Source organism: Sporomusa aerivorans, assembly GCF_041428895.1.
GTDB classification, from domain to species: Bacteria; Bacillota; Negativicutes; order Sporomusales; family Sporomusaceae; genus Sporomusa; species Sporomusa aerivorans.
This window is the reverse complement of sequence record NZ_CP156926.1, coordinates 767020-792413: the sequence shown is the minus strand read 5'-3', so window position 1 is coordinate 792413 and position 25394 is coordinate 767020. Positions and strand designations below refer to the sequence as shown.

Here is a 25394-nt window from a genome sequence, read left to right as displayed (position 1 = left end):
AATACCACCTCCTAACTTCCAGCGCCTGCGGCGGCAATTTTTTCAGAGTTCTACATTGTTTGGTGTCCCAATTCACGCAGCATCAGAGATAAGCCGGCTGGCAAAGTGTATGCCGGCTGCCAGTTCAGTCCATTGGCGGCCGCCTGGTTGGCCAACACCGAACGCCTGATATCATTGTCACGCGGTGCGTCATGTATAACAGCCGGCTGCAGCCCGGCGAGCTGAGACAATAGCTCAATCAGGTCATTGACGCTCGTCTCCTTCTGAGTGCTGATGTTATAGCTCCGGTTTGCCGTTCCGGCGAATAAAGCCTGATAGTTGGCTGCCGCCACATCCTTAACATAGATATAATCCCGCGTCTGGCTTCCGTCGCCGTACACAGTTAGACCCTGGCCGGCGAGCAGTTTACGCAAAAATATGCTGATAACGCCACCCTCGCCGCTGTCGCCCTGGCGTTCTCCATACACGTTGGCATAGCGCAGGGCAACATACTCCAGGCCAAAATTTTTATAATACAATTCCAGATAACGTTCCCCGGTCAATTTGCTCTCGCCATAGAAAGAAGACGGCTGTTTCCCGCAGTCCTCAGCAATTGGCAATACATCAGTATCCCCGTAAATCGCCGCGCTTGACGCGAAAATAATCCGCTTCACCGCCGACAGCCTGCTTGCTTCCAGCAAATTAACCAAGCCGCGAATATTAACGTCACAATCGTAATACGGATCAGCCAGGGAATTGGCCACCATGGTTTGCGCGGCCTGATGGATAACATAGTCAAACCGCTCTCTGGCCAGCAATTCTTTAAGCCCCTCATCCCGAATGTCCTTTTTCAGGAAAGCAGCCCCCGGATTAATATTACTGAATGATCCGGTACTCAGATTATCCAGGATGTATACCTGCAGGTCAGCTTGAACCAATTTATCTACAATGTGCGAGCCGATAAAGCCGGCTCCCCCTGTTACCAGAACTTTCATTTTTCCATCTCCTCTTCACTGCTGTCGGCTGAGCCATTATTTAGTCAAGAGGAGTATATCAAGTCAGTCTGAAAATAATATGAAAAAGAAATCTGCGGCGTGGCCTTTCTTTTACGGAACAGAAAACAGCGCTATTTGTCCGGACTGACAAATAGCGCTGTTTATTTTTTAATGCTTTAATATTAAGTTACCGCAGACAATCGGTCTCCCCGGAAACAGTCAGGATTTTAGCTGTAAATAGCTGCCGTAATTGGCCTCAATGGCTTTCACATGCTTCTGTCGCAGCCATTCCCCAATTTCTTTACCCTTTAGATTCTCGGGAACCGCCTCGCCCGGCGGCAGGACCATACCGGCTTTCAGCGGCCCCAGTTGAGGGATCTTCAGTCCCGTCGCCTTGGTAATAAGGTCGAACTCCTCTAGGGTGAGAGCTCCGCGCTTTAGTTTATTAATGCTGTCAACAAGCTTAGCAGCAGTCGGACTTTCTAAAAAGACGACCGTTTGGCGGACGGCAAGGGCTCCCTCCGTCCAACTGACAGGCAATTTCATTCTTTGACTCCATAAGCCTAAGCTTTCTTGGTCCAGTACTACGCCCAAGGCAGCAAATCTTACCTTGGCATTGGGTGTGGCTTTTGCCGCTAAGTCGAGCCCGTCCATTGCCTGTATAAACACTTCCGCCGGCAAATCCGCGATCTCTTTAAAGCTAACCGGCAACAAACCGGTTTCGGCCAGAACCCGGAAAAAACATCCCGGAGCCTGCGCGTCCGACAAAACACTTATCAATTCTGCAGTCATCCGTTCCGCCGGCACATGCGCAAGTTCTTCCCGGACCGCAGCCACGAGCGGCAGCGTATCGCTGTCGATAGCGAAACCCAAACGGGCGGCTTGCCCGGCGATTTTCAAGGCGCGCAGCGGCTTATCGGCAAAATGCGGGCCGTTCGCTCTAAGTATCCTGGCTGCCAAATCCGTCCGGCCATGGCAGGGATCAATAATTTCTCCCGTTAAGCAATCCTGGGCCATAGAGTTAACCGTAGTATCACGGCGAAAAAGGTCCTCTTCAATGGTAATCCTGGGTTTGGCGGATATCTTAACCCCATTGCCCGCTTTCTGCTCTGTTCTGGCAAAGGCAGCTTCCCGTTTCATACCGTCTATTACCAGGTGAAAAACGGGATAAGCTTTGCCGCAGTCCTCAGACTCGGAAAAAAGCATTTGGAAGTTTTTCCTGACCATACCTACAATGCAATAATTCATATCCTGAGGCGGTATTCCCATAATACTGTCGCGAACACAACCACCGACTCGGTAAACACGGCCGCCATTTTGGGCAACAATTTCGGCAAATTTTGCCTCTGTCAACACACAAGTACTCATACTCTATCCTTTTCCCTCTAAATTATCCCGGCTCTTCCCGTAAAGCTTATCAGGCAAACCGGCCTCTGCTACCTTATATAACTTCCCTTAAGAACAACCTGACGCCCGGCGTCGGACCAACCAACTGCCGGTCCCTTGTTTAACTAATGTTACTATATAATCTGTCCACAGTACAATCCAATTCAACAAATATACTGTAGCAGGTGAAAAACACGGTCCCTGTCCCCGTGTTTTTTACTTGTTTCCGCAGTACTTTTATGGAAAAAATTTCCTAACTTTTAAAAACACAATTGACATACTAACAACTCACAACTTATAATTAAGTTGTGAGTTGTATGAAAAAGAGAGGTGGGGTATTGTGTTTAGTAAAAAGATTATTGGGGTATTGCTTGGCGTTTTTCTGGCAGCACTGCTTCTTCCCGGCTGCTCCGGCAGTAATCAGTCCAAGCCGGAAACTACTGTCAAGTTTGCTGACGCCGGCTGGGACAGCATTAAATTCCACAATGCCGTTGCCATGTTTATCATCCAACATGGCATGGGCTATAAAACGGAGGAAGTTAGCGGAACTACGACCCTAACCTATCAGGCGCTGAAAAACAATGATATTGATGTTTATATGGAGGCTTGGTCAGATAATCTCGCCACCTATAAAGACGATGTCGCCAAAGGAAACATCCTGGAGTTAGCTGTAAACTACGGTGATAACGCCCAGGGCCTGTATGTTCCAAGGTATGTTATCGAAGGAGACAGCAAACGCAATATAAAAGCTATGGCGCCTGACTTAAAAACTGTGGAGGATTTAAAAAAATATAAAGATCTTTTCGCCGATCCGGAGTCCCCGGGAAAGGGTAGAATTTACGGCTCTATTCCCGGCTGGGAAGTCGATAAAATACTTTACAACAAATACATGAGCTATGGCCTGGATAAAGACTATACATACTTTCGTCCCGGGTCGGACGCAGCCCTTGCCGCTGCCATCAGCAAAGCGTATGAACAGGGGCAGCCGGTTGTCGGCTATTACTGGGAACCAACCTGGCTGACAGGAAAATACGACTTGGTAAAACTGCAGGATACTCCGTATGATCAAAATACTTTCAAAGAGGGTAAAGGCGATTTTCCTGCGGTGCCTGTCATTGTATGCGCCGCCAAAAACATCCCGCAAAAAGCTCCTGATGTAGCTGAGTTCCTCAAAAGATACAAGACGTCGAGTGCAATAACCGCTCAGGCCCTGGCATATATGGCCGATAACAAGGCCAGCTATGAGAATACCGCCAAGTGGTTTCTCAAAAACAACGAGAACGTATGGCGCAACTGGGTGACTTCACAACAGTTCGAAAAAGTAAAAGCAGCGCTAAACTAAACGAATGGGTGATGTTATATGACTAACTGGTTGTGGAAGTTCCCCGACAGCTTACATCTGGATATCGGAACGCCGGTTGATAAAATGGTGTTGTACTTAAGCCATAATTTCAACGATATCTTTAGTCTTATAAAAGAAATACTGATCGGCTTTACCCAGTTCATCTATCAGGGAATAGCCCTGCTTCCGTGGTGGCTCATCATTGCCGCCGCCGGCATCTGGGGCTGGAAAGCCAGCGGCCGGCCGGCCAGGGGAATAGTATTCAGCCTGTTGCTCTTATTGATTGGCGCTGTCGGGCTTTGGCAGCCTATGCTGGAAACAGTGGCCCTGGTCTTTGCTTCCGTCCTGATCTCCTTATTGCTCGGCTTTCCGGCAGGCATATTTTTGTCCAGCAATGACAAGGCCAATGAAGTCGTGCAGCCTGTACTTGACGCCATGCAGACCATGCCGACCTTTGTCTATCTGATACCGGCCGTTATGTTCTTTGGCCTGGGTCAGGCGCCGGCGGTCCTGGCAACAACCATTTACGCCGTGCCGCCGGTGATCCGGCTTACAAGCCTGGCCATTAAGCAGGTAGACGCGGAAGTGGTCGAAGCCGCCCGGTCTTTTGGCTCCACCTGGCTCCAAACCCTGGTAAAGGTGCAAATTCCCCAGGCCTTGCCGACAATTATGACCGGCGTGAATCAGACCATTATGATGGCCGTTGCCATGATTGTAACCTGCTCAATGATCGGCGCCAAAGGCCTGGGCATGGAGGTTCTGATCGGGATCAACCGTTTGGAGCTCGGCCGCGGCTTCACAGCCGGTATTGTCATTGTCATCATCGCCATCATCATGGATCGCCTAACGCAAAGTTGGTCGGGTGTAAAAAAATAGTAAGCAATTCGAAAGGAGACGGCGAAATGGATGAGATTCTACGGGTAGAGCGCCTTACTATGCTATTCGGGTCCAACACAACGGCGGCCTTAAAGCAGTTGGAAGACGGCGCAAGCAAAGAAGACGTACAAAAACGGACCGGAGTCACGGTTGGCGTATTTGATGCCAGCCTGTCGGTAACCCAGGGTGAAATATTCGCGATTATCGGTCTTTCCGGCAGCGGCAAATCAACGGTCCTGCGCTGTCTCAACCTATTGCATCAACCGACCCGCGGCCAGATATTCTTTCAGGGATCGGATATTACACAGTACAACAGTCAGCAGCTTATGGACTTCCGCCGCAACAATATTGCGATGGTGTTTCAGAATTTCGGGCTCATGAATCATCGCAATGTCATGGGCAATGTGGAATATGGGCTGGAAATACGGGGCGCCGGCAAGCCGGAGCGGGAGCAAAGAGCCTTGGAAATGATCAATCTTGTCGGCCTGGCCGGTTGGGAAAACCACCCCATTCAGGCCTTGAGCGGCGGAATGCGCCAGCGGGTCGGACTGGCGCGGGCGCTGGCGAATAATCCTGACATTCTCCTTATGGACGAACCTTTTTCCGCATTAGATCCGATCATCCGCCGGGATATGCAGTTCGAACTGCTGAGCATCCAAAGAAAAGTACAGAAAACGATTATATTTATTACCCATGATATCAATGAAGCCTTTAAAATCGGCAACCGTGTCGCCATTATGAAGGACGGCCGCGTGGTCCAGATCGGCTCGCCTGAACAGGTATTGGATAAACCGGCTGACAGTTATGTGGAAAATTTGATCCGGGATATCGACAGGACAAAAATATTATCGGTAAAGAATATCATGTCCTCGCCGTCGGCGATTGTAAAATCCGGCGACGGGTGGCATGTAGCCCTGCGGCAAATGGTATCCAACGGGGTATCCAGTGCTTATATGGTAAACGATACTATGCAACTGGTAGGTCTGGTGACCCTTGATAACGCGATGAAAGTCCGCAACGGGCTTTTAAGCATGGAGGAAGCCGTAATCCACGACATTCCGCTGACAAGTCCGGATTTTGCCTTGCAGGATCTTTTACCGGTTGCCGCCGAGGCCAAATATCCTATAGCAGTAACCGATGAAAATAAACAGCTTGTCGGCATTGTGACCAAGGCGGCAGTGCTTTCTTCGCTTGTGAGTTAGCCGGGCTTTCATTCTTCATATTAACAAGACATGAAGCCAATCCTTAGAACAGAACGCACCCGCAGGCTGCTTAAAGCAGCCTGCGGGTGCGTTTCCCTGTTTCGTCAGGCGGACACTGCGGGAACAACGCGTCGCCTAATTGTTCAGCTCAAAGGCGGGATAGGTGTGTCCGCTTCTATATTCCAGATGCTGATATTGCGTCAACCATTCTTTAAAAACCGCTTCCGGGTTCAGATCGGGCAGTTCCTTGGGGTACAGGTATTTTGCCAGGAACAGGGTGCCGGTGATCTTGGAGGCCCCGCCCTGAGCATAGTGGGACAGTAAAAATATATTACCGTTCTTTACTGCATTGATTTCCGACCAGCCCGGCCTTGCCATGATTTCCTGCTTTATTTGCGCAAATTCGCCAGCAGCGGGCGGCTTGTGCTGAGTGACAACATTCGCCTTGCCGACTCTGACGATATAATCGGGATTTCGCATAATAACGGCGTCGGCATTAACCTGCACATTTTTGGCGTCGGCGAATATATTTTCCGTATTGGCATACTCCAGTATCCTGGCGAAATAATCGCCGGGTATGGTTGTATTTCCCTCCCGTTTATACTCAAAATACACTCTTTTTTTCGGCACATTCCGCAGCTGCTCTTTTACATAATTCAATTTTTCCGCAAAAAAATGGTAATAGGCCTGCGCTTCTTTTTCTTTACCGAAAATTTTACCGGCCAGCAGGCAGTTTTCCGCAAATTTGTCGGTGTAATAGATATCGATTACGATGACTTTGATGCCGAAATCGGCCAGCTTTTTTTCCGCCTCTGCCCACGCTCCGTTGCCGGTGATGAGCAGGGCGTCAGGCTTAAGCTCAATGATTTTTTCATAATTCAGTTCCCGGGTACTTTTGCCGATAACGCTGTTTTCATTGAACCGGCCCCGGTAGATATCCTGCTGTTCATAAATGCCGTAATCGACGCCGACAATAGCATCCAGGGCCCCTATGCAATTAATTAGCTCCGCAATATAACTGTTGGACACGACCACCCGTTTTACCGGCGCAGGTATTTCGACTTTGCGGCCCAGGCTGTCCTCAATGACCTGTGTGGCTGCACTGCTCTGCACAGCGGCGTTTTTAGAACCGCAGCCATAAACAAAAAGGCTGGCAATTACCAGAATCACGCATATAAGGCTTGTGGAATAGACGTTGTTCTTCATCCTGTGTTTGCTCACTTCCTTTTATTTTAGCAGCCGTACGTGCTTATAGCCGTCTTCTGTGGTTACGGCCGTAGCAACGCCATAGATAGAGGCTATGTTTTCCCTGGTGATCACGTTGCCGGGAGAACCGCAGGTAAATATCCTCGTATCTTTTAGCATTAAAATCTTATCGGCAAACATCGCTGCTAAATTGAGATCATGAATTGACATGATAACAGCCAGCTTTTCCGTTTTACAAAGGCCGGCGATAAGCTTTAAAATATGCAGCTGATTCTTTAAATCCAGATTGCCTGTCGGCTCGTCCAGAATAATCACTTTCGGCTGCTGGGCCAGTGCGCGGGCAATCACTACTTTTTGCCTTTCGCCGCCGCTCAGCTGCCGGATATCACGAAAGGCGAATTTTTCAATATCCATTTTCTGCAGAATAGAAAAAACAATTTCCCGGTCTTTCGCGCTGTATTCGCCTTGCGCATGCGGCAGCCTGCCCATCATAACGGCGTTGATTACCGGCATAGGCCGTAGGGCGTTAGTATACTGCGGCACATAGGCCATAATTTTCGCTATATCCTGTTGCCGCGAGCCGGTGATATCGTTTCCGTTGAAAATGATTTGGCCGGCTTGCGGCCGCAGGATACGATTCATGCATTTTAACAAGGTGGTTTTGCCGGTGCCGTTCGGACCTGCCAGGCTGACAAACTCATTTTCTTCAACCGCAAAGGATATATCCGCTAAAACAGTCTGTTTGGGACTGTAACCAAAGGTAATGTTTTTGATTTCCAGACTCATTCCAGGCCCTTCTTTCCGCCGCTTAAAATCAAATGAATAAATAACGGCACCCCTAAAAAAGAAATGACGATACCTACCGGTATGCTCACCGGGTAAAGAATATATTTGCCGAAAGTATCCGCCAGCAAAAGCAGCAGCGCTCCCAACAGGCCGGAAAAAGGGATTAAAAATTTGTGCTCATTGCCGATAAGGATGCGGGCCATATGCGGCGCGATGAGTCCGACAAAACCGATGACACCGGTAAAACTGATAATCGCCGCCGTTATCAGCACCGCTGTAATGCCGATTTTCGTACGCAGTCTGCCAGGCTGAATCCCCAGGCTTTTGGCCATATCATCGTCGTTGCTGGCCAGGACATCGAGTTCCAGACCGTATCTTTGCAGCAGTAAAAAACAAACAATGACAACCCCGCCGGTAAAAGCGACATGCTCCCAGGACGCTCTGTTAAACGTGCCGAACGTCCATTGCACAACATCCTCCAATTTATGTTCTTTGGCAAAAAATTCGACGGTTGCCGTTAACGCACTGAAAAAATAATTGAGGGCAATCCCCACCAGCACAATGGCGGTCGGGGTAATACCCAGCTTCTGCGCAACCGTGTAAATGACCGCCACGCATAACAGGCAAGCGATAAAAGCGCAGGTAACGATACCTGCCTCGCTTTGGAAAAACAGAGTATTGCCGAAAACGATGCACAGCGAGGCGCCGAACGCCGCCGCCGAAGATATGCCGAGCGTAAAGGGACTGACCAGATCGTTTCTGGTGATGGACTGCATGACAACCCCGGCGACCGCCAGCCCGATTCCGGCCAGTATGGCCAGCGCAATCCGCGGCAAACGCAGTAGCAAAATGATTTTGTTGATGTTGGTATCAGGAGAACCCTCCAGCGTACCGGCAAAATACAGCTTTACCGCAATGAGCACCTGCATTACGCCTTGCTTCATGCCAATGGCGGTAAAAAACAAACCCAATACCACAATGATGACTGCAGTACTTAAAAGCAGCAGATATTTTTTTTTGTTTGCCGCTTTATACTCTTGTTCAAGCATAACTCCTCCGAAGTAACCATTTCTGTTGTAGTTCAATGATCCGACCGTAAAAAAAGGGAGATTTCGCATCTCCCTGCCGGATTTTACAGGTCAAACTGAGCGGTAAGTGTAAAGGTTCTGGGCATAGACAGGCCGAAGGTCGTGCTGCCGCCTCTTCCCATCCAGTAATCTTTATCGGCGACATTATAGCACATGGCGCTTAATTTAACCGGTGTAGCCGAAATTTTGGTCTTGTAGCTGACACCGAGATCAAACGTAACATACGAAGGGATTTTGGCTTTATTATCATCGATATAGGCCGAACTGTTGTAATTGGCGCGGCCAATCACCGCAGTCCTGTCGTCCGGATTGTACTCCAGCGCGATAACACTGCTCCAGTCGGATACACCGTTTACATACCAGCCGTCTTTCATGGCAGTACCCGTTTTTTCCCGCTTGTGATCCAAGTGCATAAAGCCGCCGGTAATATTCCATTTCGGGGAAATTTTACCGTTGACGGTTAGTTCCACCCCTTTATACCGGTTTTCCCCTTCCTGCGTCAGGATATATTTTCCGCTTGTGCTGCCGGGCAGGTCCACATAATTTCCCTGATTTAAATCAAAATAACTTAACGTAGTCAGCAAACCGTTATTTTCGTATTTGACGCCAACCTCTGCTTGCTTATTCTTTACCGGCGACAGGATACGGCCTTTGTTTTCATATTTTGCATCGGAAACAAACGCACCGCGGGAGTAACTGCTGGAATAGCCGGTATAAAAAGAGACATTTTTAACTGGCTTATAGGTAATGCCAACGCTGGGCGCCAAATCGAGATTATTCACCTTTTCGGACGAGGATTCGAACTTACCGTCCCGTCTTGACCCTGCCACCAGAACCTGCAGTTTTTTGTATTCCATCGTATCGGCCAGAGTAACGCCCACGACGGTTTCTTCATAGGACAAAGACGCGTGGCCTGCCTCAGGCAGCGTATAGTCTCCATATACAATCCCGTCATACAGGTTGCCGGATATCAGCCCTGCGACGCTGTTTACCGATGTATTCCAATATTTTGTCCAGGCTCTGTCGACGGAAAAAGCCAGGCTGTGCTTTACTTCGCCGGCAGTAAAATCACCGTTTACACCCGTCTGAACATAAACATTCTTGGAAGCTTCATTCTGGTGATTGAGTTTGTTTGATGAGAGGAAATTCCCGTAACCGTCAATATATAAAGCCGAGCCCGCATTATACTTGGTGCCGCTGCGGCTCGCCATCCCCGTATTCACATACCAGCGCCAGGTGTCGTTGATTTTTTGCTCATGATTCAATGTTGATAAATAGCCATGGACATATTTCGTTGTTTCGGGAAAATCATAGGAATTCTTTGCGTCGGGAACCTTGGGCATCAGTCCCTTGTTTACACTGTCGCTCAGAATAAACCAGCGCTGCCCTTCATTTACCCTGAGATCAAAATACCCGGCCAGAAGATTGGTGGTACTGCGGTCATCCCGGTGGTCAAGATTGATAAAAAAGGTTTTTTCTTCCTTTTCCGTTCCTGCCAGCGACAAGTCGCCGTCCAGATGACCGGCGTTGACGCGAAGCCCCCACTCCTGATTTTCACCAAAGCGTCTGCCGATATCGATGTATTCGCCCCAGGAGCCCCTGCCGGAGAAGGTTTGCGTGTAACGGGTAACAGGCTCGTCCCCGGCTCGCTTTGATATCACATTAATCATACCGGGCGGCGCGCTTTTACCGCTGTTTGTCCCGTTGGAGGAAGTAGTCGCGCCGTTGATGCCCGCGTTTGGCCCGACAGTTACGTCCATGCGTTCAATGATATGCGCCGGCGGTGTTGTGAACTGGTAAAACAAATTTGGAATGCCGTTTAAGTACATATTATTGCCGTTCATGTTAATGCCGCGCATGGAAAAATCCGTGTACATCGGCGAGCTTGTACTGCTTCTAATCGACGGAATATTGGTCAGCACTTCGTTTAACGTTAAACCGGGCGTGCCGAAGGTTTCAATGCTTTTGGCGGTAAGACTTATTTCCGTGTAAGGAATATCCAGAATATCCTTATAACCTAATATCCCGTACCGGGCTTTCTTATTGACATAACTTCCGGGATAAACGAAAGCTTCCCCTTCTACCAGAACCTCCTCCAGCTGATATACCGTTTTTTCGGCCGCTTCCTCAGCATACACGGCATTGTCCGCGCCTGCGCCCATGAATAGCATCGCCGCACCGGCCGCCAACAGAGTCATTCGTCGTTTCAGCGCTTTTTTATTTACTCTATTCTTATTACTCATCCTACATATCCCCTTCTCCTCTAACCTTAGCCAGCCCTAACCTTACCATCCTGCTATTCTCGAAATCACATAAAAAATCGACCTCCTAATTTCGAGAGGCCGTTACTGAGCAAGAAAACCTGTTTAATAAAAAATCCCAGCTTGTAAAAAGCTGGGAAGGAAATGGCACAGGCGCCCGTAAATCCCCTCCCCATCGTCGTGGGTAAAACGGTGATTGTCAAACAGGCAGTTCTCCTGGCTTCGGATCTTCGTTTGCCTGCGCCTTCCCAAAGCTTGCGCTCCAGTGGCATTGTGCAGGTTCACTCCCCGTTACAGTGGCGGGACCGCGCCGGCATTACACCGGACTTCCCTATTAAGCCCCGTAGGGCACCTATTTCCACAATATCTTTTTTTACAAATCACTTTAATAAATACTTAATTTATACTAGCAAATAATGTCATAAGCGTCAAGAGGCTGTCGAAACTTGACAGAAACTATACCGGTTAAACTGTGGCGTTCGAAGAGGACCTGCACAAAAGCGAAGTCCTGATAGCCGCGCTTGGATTAAAGAGGCAGGTATTGCATTGTTAAGAAATGATTATACCATGTTAAGTTTCCGGGAAGTTCATTGACGAATTTACACTAAGAGATTTATACTGGGGATGGATTTATTGACAATATAATCCAAAAATTTCAACACTCATATATCCTGTTTTATGGCAAACCCGTTGAAAAACGGGGACGCAAAGCCGTGGGTCTAAGGGTAGGTGCTTCCTATGACAGCCTGGTTGCTCTTGAGAATTATTACCAAGATGCTGCCCGGTTTTTTTTATTGCCTTCTTTTATCGATCTCGTTAGTGCTAAAAAATTTAGGCACAGACTTGAATGATAACAGTTACCTGACTTAGCAAAGGCAACAAATTTACTAGACGGGAGTTGGTCGGTCTATGAGAATCACTAGTATGAGAACGAGATGATTTGAGCAAAGAATCCAGCGAAATCACCGCCATCCGGGAAATTGAGGCTGCTGGCAGACATCGGCGACCCCAATCACAGACAATCGCCAGCGCGACCGAGGAGCAAACCGCTTCCATGCAGGAAATCGCGGCTTCAAGTCAAAGCCTGGCGCAAATGGCCACAGAATTAACCCAGGCCAGCAGTAAGTTCAAAATATAAAAGGAGAGCTGCGGTGCGCTTAGCCCTCCCTCTCCTTGCATAATTAATCGAACTTTAATTGTTTGGTAACCTGTAAAAAATGTAACTATGCCATAATATAACCAGATATACACGTACTTATCTTGACATTCAAGGAGATGCTCAAAATGACAACGAGACGGTATCCAATAATTGTACAACTTACTACTATTTTTGCGGTGACCATTTTATCTTTTCTCGTAATATTAGGGTATGTGCTGCATAGTTACGCAAACACTACCACCTCGACAGTAGAATTCAGTAACAAAGTTAATACTGCTTCGACAAGATTGATAATGGTCAAAGATGCCCATACTGATTTTACCCGGGCGCTGCTGAATATGCGTGGTTTTCTGTTTTATACCGACGGGACGGCTCAATACGAGCAGGGTTATCGCAACAAATTCGGCAGCAGTTATGATACGGTAAAAAAGTATAACGCGACGGCGCAAAATATAGACGAAGATGCCGGCAGACTGGAAAAACTGCTGGCTGAATATCTTATACTCGGCGATAAAGCGATAGCAGCAAAAAAGAATAATGACCCTGACCTGAATAACGTGCTAAGTGCGGGACGGCAATTAGTTGATCAGATCGACGCTCAATTTGTGGTTGTAGCCCAAAAACAAGGCGACGCCATCAACGCCGGCAGCCAATTTCTCATTGATCAGTCAAGAACGCAAAGTCAGATCGGGATAATGGCCGGCGTAATTGTAACCATTCTGGTAATATCTATCGTGGTCATTTATAGCCGGCGAATAACGATCCGTCTGAATAACCTAAAAACTGAGGTGTCGGCGGTTGGATCGCTGGATTTAACCAGACCGGATTTTCACGCGACTCGTAATGATGAAATCGGCGATATGGCCGAAGCCATCATTGCTATGAAGCGCTCACTCCGCAGTGTTGTTGCCCGGATTAAGAACAGCGCCGATACATTGGCGGCATCGTCTGAGGAACTTACCGCGAACTCAGAACAGTCAGCCCAGGCGGCTAACCAAATTGCCGCTTCGATTACCAGTGTAGCCACCGGAGCTAATGAGCAATTAGCGGCGGCCAATAAGGCTTCTACGATAGTTGAGAAAATGTCGGCCGGTATACAGCAGGTATCCGCCAGCACAAACCAAGTTGCCGAACAGTCCACCCAGGCAGTTGGCAAGGCCGCGGAAGGCGGCAAGGCCGTTGAAGAGGCAGTCAGCCAAATGATTCAGGTGGAAGACACCGTCATTACATCCGCAGAAGTCGTGGCCAAGCTGGGTGAGCGCTCACAGGAAATCGGCCAGATTGTAGGAACTATTTCCGGTATCGCCGGCCAAACTAACTTGCTGGCCCTTAACGCAGCCATCGAGGCGGCAAGAGCGGGCGAACAAGGACGAGGCTTTGCCGTAGTCGCCGAGGAAGTCCGCAAGCTTGCCGAGCAGTCCCAGGAAGCAGCCAAGAAGATCGCAGGGCTGATTGGGGAAATTCAGGGAGACACCGCTAAGGCTGTCGCAGCTATGAACGACGGTACGCGGGAAGTAAAAGCCGGGGCTGAAGTAGTCAACGCCGCGGGAATATTCTTCCGTGAAATTGTAGAAATGGTGTCACATGTGTCAGCTCAAGTTAGAGAGAGTTCCGCGGCCATCCAGCAAATGGCCGGCGAAAGTCAACAGATTGTGGGAGCAGTCATAACAATTGATAATCTCAGCAAGCTGTCAGCCGGCGAGGCTCAAAGCGTCTCAGCGGCCACCGAGGAGCAACTGGCTTCAACGGAAGAAATCGAAGCCTCCAGCGAAGAACTGTCGAAGCTAGCTCAGGAACTCCAGGCGGAAATGGCTAAGTTTCGTGTATAGCGTAGACGAAACAACAGCACCAAACTATGTTGGCATATCATGGCATAAAAGCCGCAGGAAACGCAGCCCCTGACCAGGATTTTTCTTTTACCGGCGCGCCTGGTGACTTGCAGTTACAGGCTCGTTTGCCTTTACCGGCATAATTTCATTTTCCACCCATACCGGGTTATGGTGCTTGGCCTCCTCAATTGTCTGGGTGCCGTCGCCAAACATGCATAAGAACTCGCCCCAATTGTAGATCCCGAGAAAAATATGGGCGAATACGCTCAGTCCCAGGACAATCCCAACAACTAAATGCACCATATCAAACCAGTACATCACTGCTTTGGGCGCTACCGGCAGGAACGCATATAAGCCCCAGCCGGTTACAATCAGGAGAATGCCGCCAAGCAGCATCATAATTCCCATCTGCTTTTGGCCAGAATTCATTTTTCCCATCGGCGGCACCGGAATGATTTTGCCGAACAGCATCTTCTGGGGATAACCGCCGCAAACTTTCATCCAGGCGATATCCCGTTCATCAAAGCTGAATATCCGGCGGATAAAGGCCACAATCCGATCCAGGCCAAAGAGAACAAATAATATACAGGATATGGTAAGAATGCTGGCGCCTACTATATGAATTTGCATTACAAGGTTCTGAAGATCTTCATTGAATGGTTTCAGCCAGATTAAGAAGCCGGTAATGGCTGCCGGCAAAAATCCTAAAATTAAACCCCAATGAAACAGCCGGGAAATCAGCGGGTGCTTTAATACTCTGGGGCCCTCTTTACCGTGATGACTCATCAATATCCCTCCTATACCAGCTTAGTTCGGTCTATGTACTTGGTGTGAAACAGGTCTTCGGCCAAATGGCTGAGCGGGTTCTGGGCAAACTTTGTGTACACATCCGTTAAGGCCTGATTGTTATGGCTTTGACGGATTTTTGCCTTTTCATCGTCTTTATAGATGCCTTGCGCCCGCAGTTTGATGTATTTGTTGCGGTCCTGCACCAAATCGGTGGCGACATAAGCGCCTGTCCACAGGATGGCGCCCGCTACGCCGGCTAAGCCGATAAATTCACGCCGCGAAACTTTCACGGCCTTTTCTATATAATCATAATGCGCCACTATATTCCCTCCTTATGACCAGGGCAGTACAGCCTTGGCTTTATCCAGCCAGGATGTCCCCATTGGATTGATGGGCTGACCGCCGCCGTTGACACAGCCCCCCGGACAGTTCATTACTTCAATAAAGTGATAGGGTGATTTGCCGGCCCGTACCTCGTCCAAAAGCGGTTTCACATTTTCTTTGATACCATGGGCTACGGCTACTTTCAGGGTAACTTCTTTGCCGGTTTTGGCGTCTCGCATGGTAACACTGGCTTCCTTTACGCCCTTTAAGCCGCGCACAGGCTGAAAGGGAAGCACGTCCAGCTCTTTGCCGGTTATTACGAAATACGCGGTGCGTAAAGCGGCCTCCATAACCCCGCCGGTATTGGCGAAAATCGTGCCTGCGCCGGAGTATTGCGCCAAGGGATTATCCTGATCGGTAAATTCGGGAACTGTTTTAAAGTCAATACTCAGCTTCTTAAACAGGCGGGCCAGATCCCGGGTAGTCAGTATTACGTCGATATCCGGATAGCTGCCTGCCCGGCCCTGTGATTGCCAGTACTGAGCGGCGCTGGTAAATTCCGGCCGGGAAGCCTCGAATTTTTTGGCCGTACAGGGCATAACGCCTACCATAAACATGTCGGCGGGATTAACCTTCCATACTTCCTTAGCACCGTAGGTTTTCCCCAGCGCCCCGGCCATCATCATCGGCGACTTGGCCGAAGACATATTGGGTAAAAGATCCGGGTAATACAGCTCCGCATACCGGACCCACGCCGGACAGCAGGATGTAAACTGCGGCAACGGCCCCATATGATGCTCCGCCGGCTCGCCTAAGGCATAGTGGCGGATTTTGCCAATGAGTTCCGTGCCCTCTTCCATAATGGTCTGGTCAGCCGCAAAATTCGTATCCAGTACTTTAAAACCGGCCTGTTTCATGGCCCCATACAGTTTTTCCGTTACCAGACTGCCTGGCTCCATGCCGAATTCTTCACCGATCGCAACCCGAACGGCCGGAGCAATGGTCGCCACAACGGTTATCTGCTTGTTTTTAAGCTTTTCAATAACCTGATCCACTACGTCAACCGTATCCTTAGGCGCACCGAAGGGACAGTTAATCAGGCATTGACCGCACGAGACGCATCTTTCGCTGTCGACCTTATGCACAGCCCCGTATTTGCCTTCGATGGCGTCCGCCGGGCAAAACGACTTACAGGAATCGCAGCCTTTGCAAGCCTTACGGTCAATCTCGATAACGCTGGTTAACTCCCGTTTTTGAAATCCTTTCAAAATTATACCTCCTTACATAAAGTAAACTTAGCTTCAGGCGGGGTTTTAGCCCCCTCTGAAGGTTAGTCATCGGACAAACTAACTTCGCCAATTGCTACTTACTGCAAGATACATGCCAATATGACTTTTGCCAAATACCTTTTTTTTGAACCTTTCATCTATGTATAATTCCTGAACTTACCTGCTTCTTATCTGTTGACGGCAGGCAAACAAAAAGGGATACTGTTTCAATTGAAACAGTATCCCTTTATTAATTTGATACACTGCTCACGTTTCTTCACCTTACACCGGAACGCCGCCTGCCAATCCAGGAGTCCGGCCGCTTTTTGCCTATCGGCGTCGAACACGCCTTACCTCTCCGGCGACGATAACATACCCGGCGAAGCCGGATAATGTAAAACAGCAGTACTGTGTATTATTGGCGATATCTTTCAATTAGTGTAACGGCGCGTTCGATGGCCTGGATGGCTGCGGTATGATCCTGCGAGAGATTGAGCCGGAAACTGTCGGTGAAATGTGAACCGAATTCGGTACCGGGAGTCACTGTTACCCCGGCCTGCAGTCGCAAAATCTTGACAAAATCCTGGATAGTGACAGCCAGCGCCGGAATGCGTGGAAAGAGATAGCTGCCCGCCTCCGGTACTCTTACTGCAAGACCCTCGACAGACTGGAGAATTTTTAATAAGTCATCCCGGATGGCCTTATGCAGCACGATACGCTGATCCAGCCAGCCGGTCGGCTCGGCAAACCAGGTCTTCAATACGGCCTGGCTGTAGCCGGCGGCCCGCAGGGACACAATGGCCTGCAGCTTCTCCATACGGTCAATGATTTTGGCTGAACCAAACGCCACTCCCAGCCGGTAGCCGCTAAGGGATTCCAGCTTGGACGGTCCGATAATGGTAATTACATTTTCCGGATCGATGTCCATCGTACACAGGTGGGTATAGGTTCTCCCTTCGTACAGCAGCCGGGAGTATAGTTGATCGACAATAACCGTGGCGCCGTATTTCTGGGCCAGGCCGGCAATAGCGCGAATCTCGGCCGGTGAATAGATAACCCCGGCAGGGTTGTTCGGGTTGGAGAATAAAAAGAGTCTGACGCCGGCCTTAAACGCGTCCTCGAGCTGGGTTAGGTCCAAGCCGGCATACTCGGAGGTTCCCAGATAGTCGATTTGGACGGGAAACACCTCGCCCTCAAAGAATTGCACAAGCTTGCGGTTGGCAAAGTAGTCGGGCTCAACGATTGCGACCTTGTCGCCCCTGGCAACGGTAGCGCCGATTGCCAAAAACAGCGCGCCTTGCGTTCCCGGAGTAACAATAAGACCCTTATCGGCGGAAACCGCGGTTCCGCAGAACCGGGTGAGTTTTGCCGCCAAATCCTGGCGGGTGCCGCTGCCGCCGCGATACTCCGTATAGGCCTGTTCACCGCCGCGCCCGACGCCATCGGTAAATTCGTCCAGCGAGCCGGGAATTGGTTCAAATGCATTTACATCGCCATGCGAAAAGTCGACCGGCTTACCAGGCAGCTCTTCGCCCCGGAACTGAATTCCCCCTACTTGCTGGCGTACTTCCTGACCGGGAGCATTGTCAACACCGATCCTGGAAAATTTGTCCTGTATTAGACTCATTGTACTTCTCCTTTCATCCCGTCAAAGTAATTTTTCAATAATAAATAAAACGCTGTATTTATTTAAATTATTACCAGTCCCTGCCTGAATAAGATCCGCCGTATCGACGCGTAGGCGGAAACCGGTGTATAGGCCCCTGTTACCCCGGATACCGGCTCGCTTACTACTTCGATTTTAAACGTGCAGCCCTGGGCTTTGATCTCAATGCTATGGGCGTTGCCGGGGGAATCAGGGTCGGAAATAATTTTGGACCGGGTTTTGTCAAAGCCGAGTCCGGCTAAGGCTATGGCGGCATGGACATTAACATTCCGGGGATACAGCTTGCAGACATCACGGGTTGCTCCCTCGTACAGAATGGTTCGCGAGCTGTCGGTGCGGCCAAGATTCTCCGGCCGCTTGGTTGTCGTAACTGTGACCGCCTGTAAAACGTCCTGGCCGTCAACGATGCCGTCAAGCCCCAAAATGGCCCCGTGCGGAATATAGAGCTTGCGCTGGGAGGTTTGGCAAATTTGCTGCAGCCGGTCCAAGAATTCCTGATCGGCAAAGGCGGTTGCCGAAAAGACAACCATGTCGGCGAACCCCAGAATTGCCGGCGCTAATTCCACTACCGCCTGCGAGGTTGCTGTTTCTATGACCAGATCCACGCCGGCGGCGCATTTTTGTATAATTTCTTCACTGGAGTTGGTAAACAGGATGCCGGCCATTTTATTCGCTGCGGCCTTCCTGTCAAGCACAAAGGCGATTTCCACCCCGTCCCGGGACAATTTTTCAAAAATATGCCTGCCGATTGTACCATAGCCAATAATACCCACTTTTTTCTTCATGCTCAGCTCTCCTTGCCGTCTCATCCAGGGTCGCGCCCCGGGTTTTGATCAATTTTTCTGCGGGAGATGCACTTCTTGCAGGTTAAGCAGGCTCCCTGCCCTGGTCCATATCCAGATATTGAAAGCTGCAATCGTCTACGTCGATGATCTTCCCGGCAATAAGCCGTATTTTTTCGAGGTCGGGTTCCGAGAAGAATAGCGTATTGGTCGGATTCCCGGAGTTGTTCAGCCGCCCGGCCTGTTGTAAGGAGCGCAGGAGCTGCCTGGCTGTTTCTGCCGCCGGGTCCAGGATCGTAACGCCTTCGCCCATAAACTCCCTGATTACCGGCAACAAAAACGGAAACGCCGTGCATCCCAATACCAGCGTATCAATATGCGCCGCTTTTAGCGGCGTTAAATATTCCGCCACAGCCTCTCTGGCTTCTTTCCCTGCCAGATCGCCACTGTTCAGGATGGGGGTAAACTGGGGACAGGCCATATAAAATACCTGGACAGCAGGATCGATATGCAAAATATCTTCTTTATGCAGCCCGGAACGAACGGTGATCTCCGTGCCGATAACACCGACCCGCTTGTTCCTGGTAGTGGCCACCGTCAGTTCCGGAATACGGCTTACACCGATTAACGGTATTCTGAACTCCTGGCTCAATTGCTCTAAGCCCAGCGCTGTAACTGTGTTACAGGCGATAACGATTGCTTTGGCTTTATGCTGTTGCATAAACTGAATAATTTGTTTCACAAAACTTTTCAATTCCGCTTCCGGCCGCGAACCATACGGCGAACGGCCGGTATCGCCAAAATAAATATAACTCTCATTGCGCAATATTTTTTTTACCTCTTTATAAACCGTCAAGCCACCCAAGCTCGAGTCAAACAAGCCAATCGGCTGATCGTTCAAAGTAAAGCGCCTCCTAACGAATACAGACATTTACTACTAGAGGGACATTCCTTCCTGATAGCGCAGCACGCCTTTCACCCAGACCTTGCAAATACCGGCCGGCAGCTTTTTGGGCTCGGCATAGCTGTTGGTATCCAGCACCCGCTCGTAATCAAACAGTACCAGATCAGCCGACAGCCCCTCGCGCACCAGCCCACGGTCCCACAGCCGCAAGCGCCGGGCCGGTTCGAAAGTGATGTTGCGGATGGCTGTTCTGAGCGGGATAACGCCAAGCTCGCGCACATAGCGCCCCAGAAAACGCGGAAAAGTGGAATAGGCCCGCGGATGCGGCACTGCGCCGACAATGCCGTCGGTACAAACGCAATGATAGGGACTCTGCATCACTTTTTGCACATCCTCCTCACAAATGGCGTGGTATATGCAAATGACCGCCGAACGGGTTTTCTCCAGAATATGAAGTACCGCCACCGCCTCGTCCATGCCTAAGCGTTTGGCTACGGCGTCGAGATGCAAACCGGCCATCCACTCCAGCTCGCCGGGAGGGACTGCGGCAATCTGCACGCTTTTGCCACTGCCGCGCACGTACAATTCCTCGCGGGTATCCGCTAGAATTTTTTCATACAGCGCGGGATCATGCAGGCGCTTATGGAATTCATCCTCGCCGCCGGCGTAGGCCCAGCCGGGCGCAATGACCTTCATGCCGGTGCTGCCTGCCGTCCAGGGATACTGGTCAAAGGTAATGTCATAGCCTTCGGCCTGGAGCTCCTCTATACGGTCAAGTATCCTGAGCACCTTGCCCCAGTTGAGAAACCCCAGTGATTTGAGGTGGGAGATCAGCAGCCTGACGCCGCTCTCCTTCATTACCTGCACCATTTCTTCAAACGATTCAATCAGCCGTCCCATTTCGTTGCGGGTATGCACCATAACGATGCCGTCATGCCGGGCCACTACCCGGCAGATCGCGATGAGTTCCTCGGTGGAGGCATAGCTGCTGGGCGGATAGATCATACCGAACGAAACGCCGCGCGCGCCTTCAGCCATGCTGCGTTCAATGATGCCTAAGATTTGCTCCAGTTCTGCAGGTGTAGGAACCCGGTTTTCGCTGCCCATTACATTCATGCGAACCGTGCCGTGTCCCACCAGGCCGACGAAGCGCACCGCGGGATTGACCTTGTCGATTTCACGCATGTAATCGGCATAGCTCCGCCACCAATACGGACGGTCTGTCCTGCCGCATAGCGGCGCCATATTTTCAGCCAGCTCATGGACATGGGCGTCGTCGATAGGGGTGACGGATGAACCGTCCTGGCCGAGCACCTCTGTAGTGATGCCCTGGCCGATTACCTGCAGCAGCCGGGGTTCCCTGAATATTTCCAGCTCGGAATGGCTGTGGGTATTGATAAAGCCGGGCGTGAGAATCCTGCCCGCCGCTTCCACTACCTCGCAGCCCGCTTGCTCAATAGTTCTGCCGATCCTGCTGATAAGACCGTCCGCAATCAGAACATCGGCGATAAAAGGCGGGTCTCCACTGCCGTCATAGATAGTTGCTCCTTTTATAAGAATAGGGATATTCATATCATTCACTCCATTCCGGGTAGATCGCCTCTATTATGGCTATATTTAATATAAAATCAAATACTTTATGACTATTATTCATATTTTAATCGTGCAGGAAACATAACCCAGATCCGGCCCGGTTAATAGAGATGGCAGGCAACCCGCCGTCCGGAATGCACATCCTTTTGCCGGGGAACTTCTTGCCTACACTGCTCCCTGACGGCCGGACAGCGGGTGTTAAAAGCGCAGCCTGCCGGTAAATTGAGCGGCGACGGCACATCACCGGCCAAAATAATACGTTCTCTTTTACGGTTCAGATCGGTCCGCGGGATGGCGGACAGCAGGGCCTGGGTATAAGGGTGTAAAGGCTCGGCGAACAAGTCATCCGTATCGGCCTCTTCAACCAGGTTTCCCAGATACATAACCCCGATTTTATCGGCAATATGCCGTACCACACTCAAATTATGCGCAATAAACAAATAGGTCAGCGACAAATCCTGCTGCAATTCCTCCAGCAGGTTAATAACCTGCGACTGAGTTGAAACATCAAGAGCCGACACCGCTTCATCGCACACAATAAAACCCGGATCCACAGCCAGAGCCCTCGCCAGCACGATCCGCTGCCGCTGTCCGCCGGAAAACTCATGCGGGTAACGGTCATACTGCTCCCGGTTTAAGCCTACCCGGTGAAAAAGCTCATAGACTTGTTCCCGGCGGGTATTAGGTTCCCCGAGGTTATGAATATCGAGGACCTCCCTGATGGCCTCACCAACCCGGATGCGGGGATTCAGGGCGGAAAACGGATCCTGGAAAACAATCTGCATGTCTTTACGAATCTGCCGCAGTTCCAACCCATTTAACTTTAAAATATCTTTTCCCTGATAAAAGACCTCCCCGGACGTAGGTTCGATCAGCCGCAGCAGCATACGCCCGGTCGTGCTTTTCCCGCAGCCGGACTCCCCGACCAGGCCGTACGTCGTTCCTTTGTCGATGGTAAAGGAAAGGTCGTTAACAGCCTTTACCACCGCCGGAGGCTTAAACAGTTCCTTTTTTCCCGGAAAATGCTTTACTAAATTCTTTACCTGAATTAACGGCTCAGCTTCCTGAACAACCTTACTGCCCGGCATGACTCATCACCCTCTCATCCGGATTTTTATAATGCCAGCAGCGCACTTTATGGGCATCCTCAACAGTCTCCAGGCTCGGCAGCTTAGACCGGCAGAGAGAATCAGCCCGGGGACAGCGGGGAGCAAACCGGCAGCCCGGCGGAATCTGCTGCAAAGACGGGACCTTGCCGGCAATCATGTGCAGCGGTTCCCGGCGATTGCCTTCCAGGGTGGGAATGGAGCGAATCAGGCCGATGGTGTACGGATGCGCCGGCCGTGTAAATAAGGTTTCCACAGGGCATTCCTCCACAATTTGACCCAGATACATAACCATTACCCGTGAGCACACCTCGGCTACCACCCCCAGGTCATGGGTAATCAGAATAATCCCCATATTGATCTTTTGCTGCAAGGCCAGCATGAGATCCAGGATCTGCGCCTGAATCGTCACATCCAGCGCCGTTGTGGGTTCGTCGGCAATCAGCAGTCTGGGCTCACAGGCCAGTCCCATGGCAATCATTACCCGCTGCCGCATGCCCCCGGATAATTGATGGGGATATTCATGGAGCCGCCGTTCCGGTGAGGGGATTCCCACCAGTTTCAGCATATCCACCGCCCTCGCCAGGGCCTCTTTCTTGCCAAGCCGCTGATGGAGGATAATCGATTCGGCGATTTGATCGCCAACCGTAAACACCGGATTTAAGGAGGTCATAGGGTCCTGAAAGATCATGGCTATATGGTTGCCCCGGATGGCTTGCATTTCGTCCATCGTCGAAGCCAGCAGGTTCTTGCCTTCAAACAGGATTTCGCCTTCAATTTTAGTGCCGCTGTATTCTTCAAACAACCGCAAAACTGAAAGGGAAGTTACACTCTTGCCGCAGCCTGATTCACCGACCAGCCCCACCGTTTCGCCGGCCTGTACCGTGAAGTCAATGCCGTCAACTGCGGTTACCGTTCCCTGCTCTGTCGCAAAATAGGTTCTTAAATTATTCACTTTAAGTAAAGGATAAAGATTGTCCATGTGTCTCATCCCTCATTTTCTATAGTTAAGCTCAGCTTTTGGCCTTGTTGGTGCGTGGATCCAATAGGTCCCGCAAGCCGTCGCCGATAAGATTCAGTCCCAGGACGGTCATAACAACAGCACAGCCGGGAAAGATCATAATCCACCAGGCCTGCCGTATCAGCGTCCGGCCATCGTTTAAAATATTGCCCCAGCTTGGCTGCGGCGGCGGTGTACCCGCCCCCAGAAAGCTAAGGGAAGCCTCAATGATAATTGCGTAGGCGAAAATAAAGGTAGCCTGAATAATTAAGGGGGACAGACAATTAGGGGCGATGTGGCGCCAGATAATCCTGGCCGGTGTTCCTCCCAGGGCGCGGATGGCCTCAATATAGGTTTGTTCCCGCACCACCAGGGCGGCAGCCCTCACAGCCCGCGCCACCCGGGAGATGTAAACCACACTGATGGAAATGATAACATTTTGAATGGTCGGCCCCAAAGCGGCAATAATCGCAATTGCCAGCAATATGGTCGGAAAGGCCATCATCCCGTCATTGATACTCATAATTACCAGGTCCAGCCGGCGGTAATAGGCGGAATACAGTCCTAACACCATTCCTCCCAGTGAGGTGATAATAACCACAGCCACGCCCACCTGCAGGGAAATCTGACTGCCGTAAATAACCCGGCTGAACACATCACGGCCAAACTCATCGGTGCCAAACCAATGCTCGGCGCCAGGAGGCTGCAACCGGTCCGCAACCTTCATGGCCAGCGGGTCATACACCGTAATCAACGGCGCCAATACAGCCATCAGGATAACTAAGAGGACCAGGATACTCCCTGTTACGGCCAGCCGGTTAGCCAAAAAGCGCCGCAGGATAAGTCGTTTTCTTGAAATAGCTTCCACTGCCAACTCTCCCTTCATCGTGACTGGTCGTCAAAGCGAACCCGTGGATCAATGTAGGCGTACAGAATATCAATAAACAAATTGATAAATACATAGGCTGCGGCAATCATCAGAATTGTGCCCTGGATCACCACATAATCCCGCCGCAAAACCGAGTTAACAACCAGCTTGCCGATCCCGGGAATATTGAACACCATTTCGGTTACGACCGCGCCGCCGACCAAGGTGGCAAACGTCAGTCCGATTACCGTTATAACAGGGATAAAGGCATTTCTCAGGGCATGCTTATAGATAATAACCTGCCGTTTCAGGCCCTTGGCCTGCGCCGTGCGTATATAGTTTTCGCTGAGCACCTCCAGCATGGAGGCTCTGGTCATGCGGGCAATCAGCGCCGCCTGCATAATCCCCAGCGACAGAGCCGGCAGCAGCAAATATTTAATATGATTCAGCAAACCGCTGGACAGCGGCTGATAGCCTGCCGCCGGCAGCCAGTTGAGTTTCACGGCGAACAGCAGGATAAAATTGAGCCCCAGCCAGAAGCTGGGAATGGAGATTCCCAATAACCCGGTGACCATTAACAGCTGGTCAATCCAGCTGCCCCGCCGGGTTGCCGCCATAACCCCCAGCGGCAGGGCAAATATAACCGCGATAAACTCCGCCAGCAGCGAGAGCGACACCGTAGGCCCCAGGTGCTGCCAGATCGCCTCGGTAACCGGCATATTCATAAAAATCGAGGTTCCCAGGTCCCCTTGCAGCACACCTAACAGCCAATGGCTAAATTGAATATAAATCGGAAGAGTAAGACCAAGCTGCTCACGCAGCTTGGCCAAATCTGTTTCAGTGGCATCTGATCCCAGCATAATAGCCGCGGGATCTCCCGGAGTCAGATGAATAATAATAAAATCAACCAGCGCAACAACGGCAAGCACGGGAATCAACGACAGTATCCGTTTGAAGATATAGCTCAGCATAAGTCTCTTCCCCC

At 50.4% G+C, this 25394-nt stretch carries 22 protein-coding genes and 2 riboswitches; of the genes, 5 read left to right on the top strand and 17 right to left on the bottom strand.

Translation table 11 applies throughout. The features are described 5' to 3' along the window. Positions 1-50: 50 nt before the first annotated feature. Together SATMO3_RS03615 and SATMO3_RS03610 are read right to left on the bottom strand one after the other, a co-directional pair. Positions 51-974, bottom strand: a complete 924-nt coding sequence (locus tag SATMO3_RS03615; protein WP_371377595.1) for an NAD-dependent epimerase/dehydratase family protein — start codon at positions 972-974, stop codon at positions 51-53. A 219-nt stretch (positions 975-1193) separates the two neighbouring features. Then, on the bottom strand, positions 1194-2342 hold the full coding sequence (locus tag SATMO3_RS03610; protein WP_371377593.1) for a polynucleotide adenylyltransferase: 1149 nt from the start codon (positions 2340-2342) through the stop codon (positions 1194-1196). Between the two features lie 358 nt (positions 2343-2700). Here SATMO3_RS03610 and SATMO3_RS03605 point away from each other — a divergent pair, with 358 nt between their 5' ends. From SATMO3_RS03605 to SATMO3_RS03595, 3 genes are read left to right on the top strand one after another with little or no spacing between them, the layout of a single operon-like run. Beyond that, positions 2701-3702, top strand: a complete 1002-nt coding sequence (locus SATMO3_RS03605; protein ID WP_371377590.1) for an ABC transporter substrate-binding protein — start codon at positions 2701-2703, stop codon at positions 3700-3702. An 18-nt stretch (positions 3703-3720) separates the two neighbouring features. Then, the gene (locus SATMO3_RS03600) at positions 3721-4578 is read left to right on the top strand and encodes an ABC transporter permease (RefSeq protein WP_371377588.1); all 858 of its coding nucleotides are present in this window, start codon (positions 3721-3723) and stop codon (positions 4576-4578) included. Between the two features lie 26 nt (positions 4579-4604). Then, positions 4605-5780: a glycine betaine/L-proline ABC transporter ATP-binding protein gene (locus SATMO3_RS03595; RefSeq protein ID WP_371377585.1), complete on the top strand. Its 1176-nt coding sequence runs from the start codon at positions 4605-4607 to the stop codon at positions 5778-5780. Between the two features lie 135 nt (positions 5781-5915). On the opposite strand, the gene SATMO3_RS03590 is transcribed toward SATMO3_RS03595, so the two are convergent. The 4 genes from SATMO3_RS03590 to SATMO3_RS03575 all read right to left on the bottom strand — a co-directional run bounded on the left by SATMO3_RS03590 (position 5916) and on the right by SATMO3_RS03575 (position 11103). Further along, entirely contained in the window at positions 5916-6986 is a 1071-nt protein-coding gene (locus SATMO3_RS03590; protein WP_371377582.1) for an ABC transporter substrate-binding protein, read from the bottom strand. 21 nt (positions 6987-7007) lie between these two features. Next, a complete protein-coding gene (locus SATMO3_RS03585; RefSeq protein WP_371377580.1) occupies positions 7008-7772 on the bottom strand; it encodes an ABC transporter ATP-binding protein in 765 nt (254 codons plus the stop codon). Continuing rightward, a complete protein-coding gene (locus SATMO3_RS03580; RefSeq protein WP_371377578.1) occupies positions 7769-8821 on the bottom strand; it encodes a FecCD family ABC transporter permease in 1053 nt (350 codons plus the stop codon). The genes SATMO3_RS03585 and SATMO3_RS03580 overlap by 4 nt, the downstream gene beginning before the upstream one ends. A gap of 83 nt (positions 8822-8904) precedes the next feature. Further along, positions 8905-11103, bottom strand: coding sequence for a TonB-dependent receptor (locus SATMO3_RS03575; RefSeq protein ID WP_371377576.1), 2199 nt, complete (start codon positions 11101-11103; stop codon positions 8905-8907). A gap of 206 nt (positions 11104-11309) precedes the next feature. Beyond that, positions 11310-11492: riboswitch (cobalamin riboswitch) on the bottom strand. Between the two features lie 299 nt (positions 11493-11791). Beyond that, a riboswitch (cyclic di-GMP riboswitch) is annotated at positions 11792-11879 on the top strand. 182 nt (positions 11880-12061) lie between these two features. Here SATMO3_RS03575 and SATMO3_RS03570 point away from each other — a divergent pair. Both SATMO3_RS03570 and SATMO3_RS03565 read left to right on the top strand, forming a co-directional pair. Beyond that, positions 12062-12259, top strand: coding sequence for a hypothetical protein (locus SATMO3_RS03570; protein ID WP_371377574.1), 198 nt, complete (start codon positions 12062-12064; stop codon positions 12257-12259). 146 nt (positions 12260-12405) lie between these two features. Further along, positions 12406-14109 carry a methyl-accepting chemotaxis protein gene (locus tag SATMO3_RS03565; RefSeq protein WP_371377571.1) on the top strand — a complete coding sequence of 568 codons (1704 nt, stop codon included), beginning with the start codon at positions 12406-12408 and terminating at the stop codon, positions 14107-14109. 87 nt (positions 14110-14196) lie between these two features. Here the strand turns inward: SATMO3_RS03565 and SATMO3_RS03560 are convergent, their stop codons facing one another. The 11 genes from SATMO3_RS03560 to SATMO3_RS03510 form a co-directional block, all read right to left on the bottom strand. Then, the gene (locus tag SATMO3_RS03560; protein WP_371377568.1) at positions 14197-14895 is read right to left on the bottom strand and encodes a cytochrome b/b6 domain-containing protein; all 699 of its coding nucleotides are present in this window, start codon (positions 14893-14895) and stop codon (positions 14197-14199) included. Between the two features lie 11 nt (positions 14896-14906). Then, positions 14907-15218: an iron hydrogenase small subunit gene (locus tag SATMO3_RS03555; RefSeq protein WP_371377565.1), complete on the bottom strand. Its 312-nt coding sequence runs from the start codon at positions 15216-15218 to the stop codon at positions 14907-14909. Positions 15219-15230: 12 nt separating this feature from the next. Then, the gene (locus SATMO3_RS03550; RefSeq protein ID WP_371377562.1) at positions 15231-16490 is read right to left on the bottom strand and encodes a [FeFe] hydrogenase, group A; all 1260 of its coding nucleotides are present in this window, start codon (positions 16488-16490) and stop codon (positions 15231-15233) included. A gap of 415 nt (positions 16491-16905) precedes the next feature. Continuing rightward, positions 16906-18117: a pyridoxal phosphate-dependent aminotransferase gene (locus tag SATMO3_RS03545; protein WP_371377560.1), complete on the bottom strand. Its 1212-nt coding sequence runs from the start codon at positions 18115-18117 to the stop codon at positions 16906-16908. A 62-nt stretch (positions 18118-18179) separates the two neighbouring features. Further along, a complete protein-coding gene (locus SATMO3_RS03540) occupies positions 18180-18941 on the bottom strand; it encodes an aspartate dehydrogenase domain-containing protein (RefSeq protein ID WP_371377558.1) in 762 nt (253 codons plus the stop codon). Positions 18942-19023: 82 nt separating this feature from the next. After that, positions 19024-19839 carry a glutamate racemase gene (gene murI, locus SATMO3_RS03535; protein ID WP_371377555.1) on the bottom strand — a complete coding sequence of 272 codons (816 nt, stop codon included), beginning with the start codon at positions 19837-19839 and terminating at the stop codon, positions 19024-19026. 36 nt (positions 19840-19875) lie between these two features. Next, on the bottom strand, positions 19876-21414 hold the full coding sequence (locus SATMO3_RS03530) for an amidohydrolase family protein (RefSeq protein WP_371377553.1): 1539 nt from the start codon (positions 21412-21414) through the stop codon (positions 19876-19878). 122 nt (positions 21415-21536) lie between these two features. Continuing rightward, positions 21537-22523 (bottom strand): ABC transporter ATP-binding protein, encoded by a 987-nt coding sequence (locus SATMO3_RS03525; protein ID WP_371377551.1) that lies wholly within the window; start codon positions 22521-22523, stop codon positions 21537-21539. Further along, positions 22510-23523 carry an ABC transporter ATP-binding protein gene (locus SATMO3_RS03520; protein ID WP_371377548.1) on the bottom strand — a complete coding sequence of 338 codons (1014 nt, stop codon included), beginning with the start codon at positions 23521-23523 and terminating at the stop codon, positions 22510-22512. The genes SATMO3_RS03525 and SATMO3_RS03520 overlap by 14 nt, the downstream gene beginning before the upstream one ends. A gap of 31 nt (positions 23524-23554) precedes the next feature. Next, positions 23555-24409: an ABC transporter permease gene (locus SATMO3_RS03515; RefSeq protein ID WP_371377545.1), complete on the bottom strand. Its 855-nt coding sequence runs from the start codon at positions 24407-24409 to the stop codon at positions 23555-23557. Positions 24410-24423: 14 nt separating this feature from the next. Next, on the bottom strand, positions 24424-25380 hold the full coding sequence (locus SATMO3_RS03510) for an ABC transporter permease (RefSeq protein ID WP_371377543.1): 957 nt from the start codon (positions 25378-25380) through the stop codon (positions 24424-24426). Between the last annotated feature and the right edge of the window lie 14 nt (positions 25381-25394).

What these genes read in the sequence shown, in the direction of transcription:
- SATMO3_RS03525 (WP_371377551.1), bottom strand. Translation starts at nt 22,523, where the DNA reads ATGCCGGGCAGTAAGGTTGTTCAGGAAGCTGAGCCGTTAATTCAGGTA.
- SATMO3_RS03510 (WP_371377543.1), bottom strand. Translation starts at nt 25,380, where the DNA reads ATGCTGAGCTATATCTTCAAACGGATACTGTCGTTGATTCCCGTGCTT.
- SATMO3_RS03600 (WP_371377588.1), top strand. Translation starts at nt 3,721, where the DNA reads ATGACTAACTGGTTGTGGAAGTTCCCCGACAGCTTACATCTGGATATC.
- SATMO3_RS03575 (WP_371377576.1), bottom strand. Translation starts at nt 11,103, where the DNA reads ATGAGTAATAAGAATAGAGTAAATAAAAAAGCGCTGAAACGACGAATG.
- SATMO3_RS03610 (WP_371377593.1), bottom strand. Translation starts at nt 2,342, where the DNA reads ATGAGTACTTGTGTGTTGACAGAGGCAAAATTTGCCGAAATTGTTGCC.
- SATMO3_RS03540 (WP_371377558.1), bottom strand. Translation starts at nt 18,941, where the DNA reads ATGAAGAAAAAAGTGGGTATTATTGGCTATGGTACAATCGGCAGGCAT.
- SATMO3_RS03595 (WP_371377585.1), top strand. Translation starts at nt 4,605, where the DNA reads ATGGATGAGATTCTACGGGTAGAGCGCCTTACTATGCTATTCGGGTCC.
- SATMO3_RS03530 (WP_371377553.1), bottom strand. Translation starts at nt 21,414, where the DNA reads ATGAATATCCCTATTCTTATAAAAGGAGCAACTATCTATGACGGCAGT.
- SATMO3_RS03590 (WP_371377582.1), bottom strand. Translation starts at nt 6,986, where the DNA reads ATGAAGAACAACGTCTATTCCACAAGCCTTATATGCGTGATTCTGGTA.
- SATMO3_RS03615 (WP_371377595.1), bottom strand. Translation starts at nt 974, where the DNA reads ATGAAAGTTCTGGTAACAGGGGGAGCCGGCTTTATCGGCTCGCACATT.
- SATMO3_RS03520 (WP_371377548.1), bottom strand. Translation starts at nt 23,523, where the DNA reads ATGGACAATCTTTATCCTTTACTTAAAGTGAATAATTTAAGAACCTAT.
- SATMO3_RS03585 (WP_371377580.1), bottom strand. Translation starts at nt 7,772, where the DNA reads ATGAGTCTGGAAATCAAAAACATTACCTTTGGTTACAGTCCCAAACAG.
- SATMO3_RS03580 (WP_371377578.1), bottom strand. Translation starts at nt 8,821, where the DNA reads ATGCTTGAACAAGAGTATAAAGCGGCAAACAAAAAAAAATATCTGCTG.
- SATMO3_RS03565 (WP_371377571.1), top strand. Translation starts at nt 12,406, where the DNA reads ATGACAACGAGACGGTATCCAATAATTGTACAACTTACTACTATTTTT.
- SATMO3_RS03560 (WP_371377568.1), bottom strand. Translation starts at nt 14,895, where the DNA reads ATGAGTCATCACGGTAAAGAGGGCCCCAGAGTATTAAAGCACCCGCTG.
- SATMO3_RS03545 (WP_371377560.1), bottom strand. Translation starts at nt 18,117, where the DNA reads ATGAGTCTAATACAGGACAAATTTTCCAGGATCGGTGTTGACAATGCT.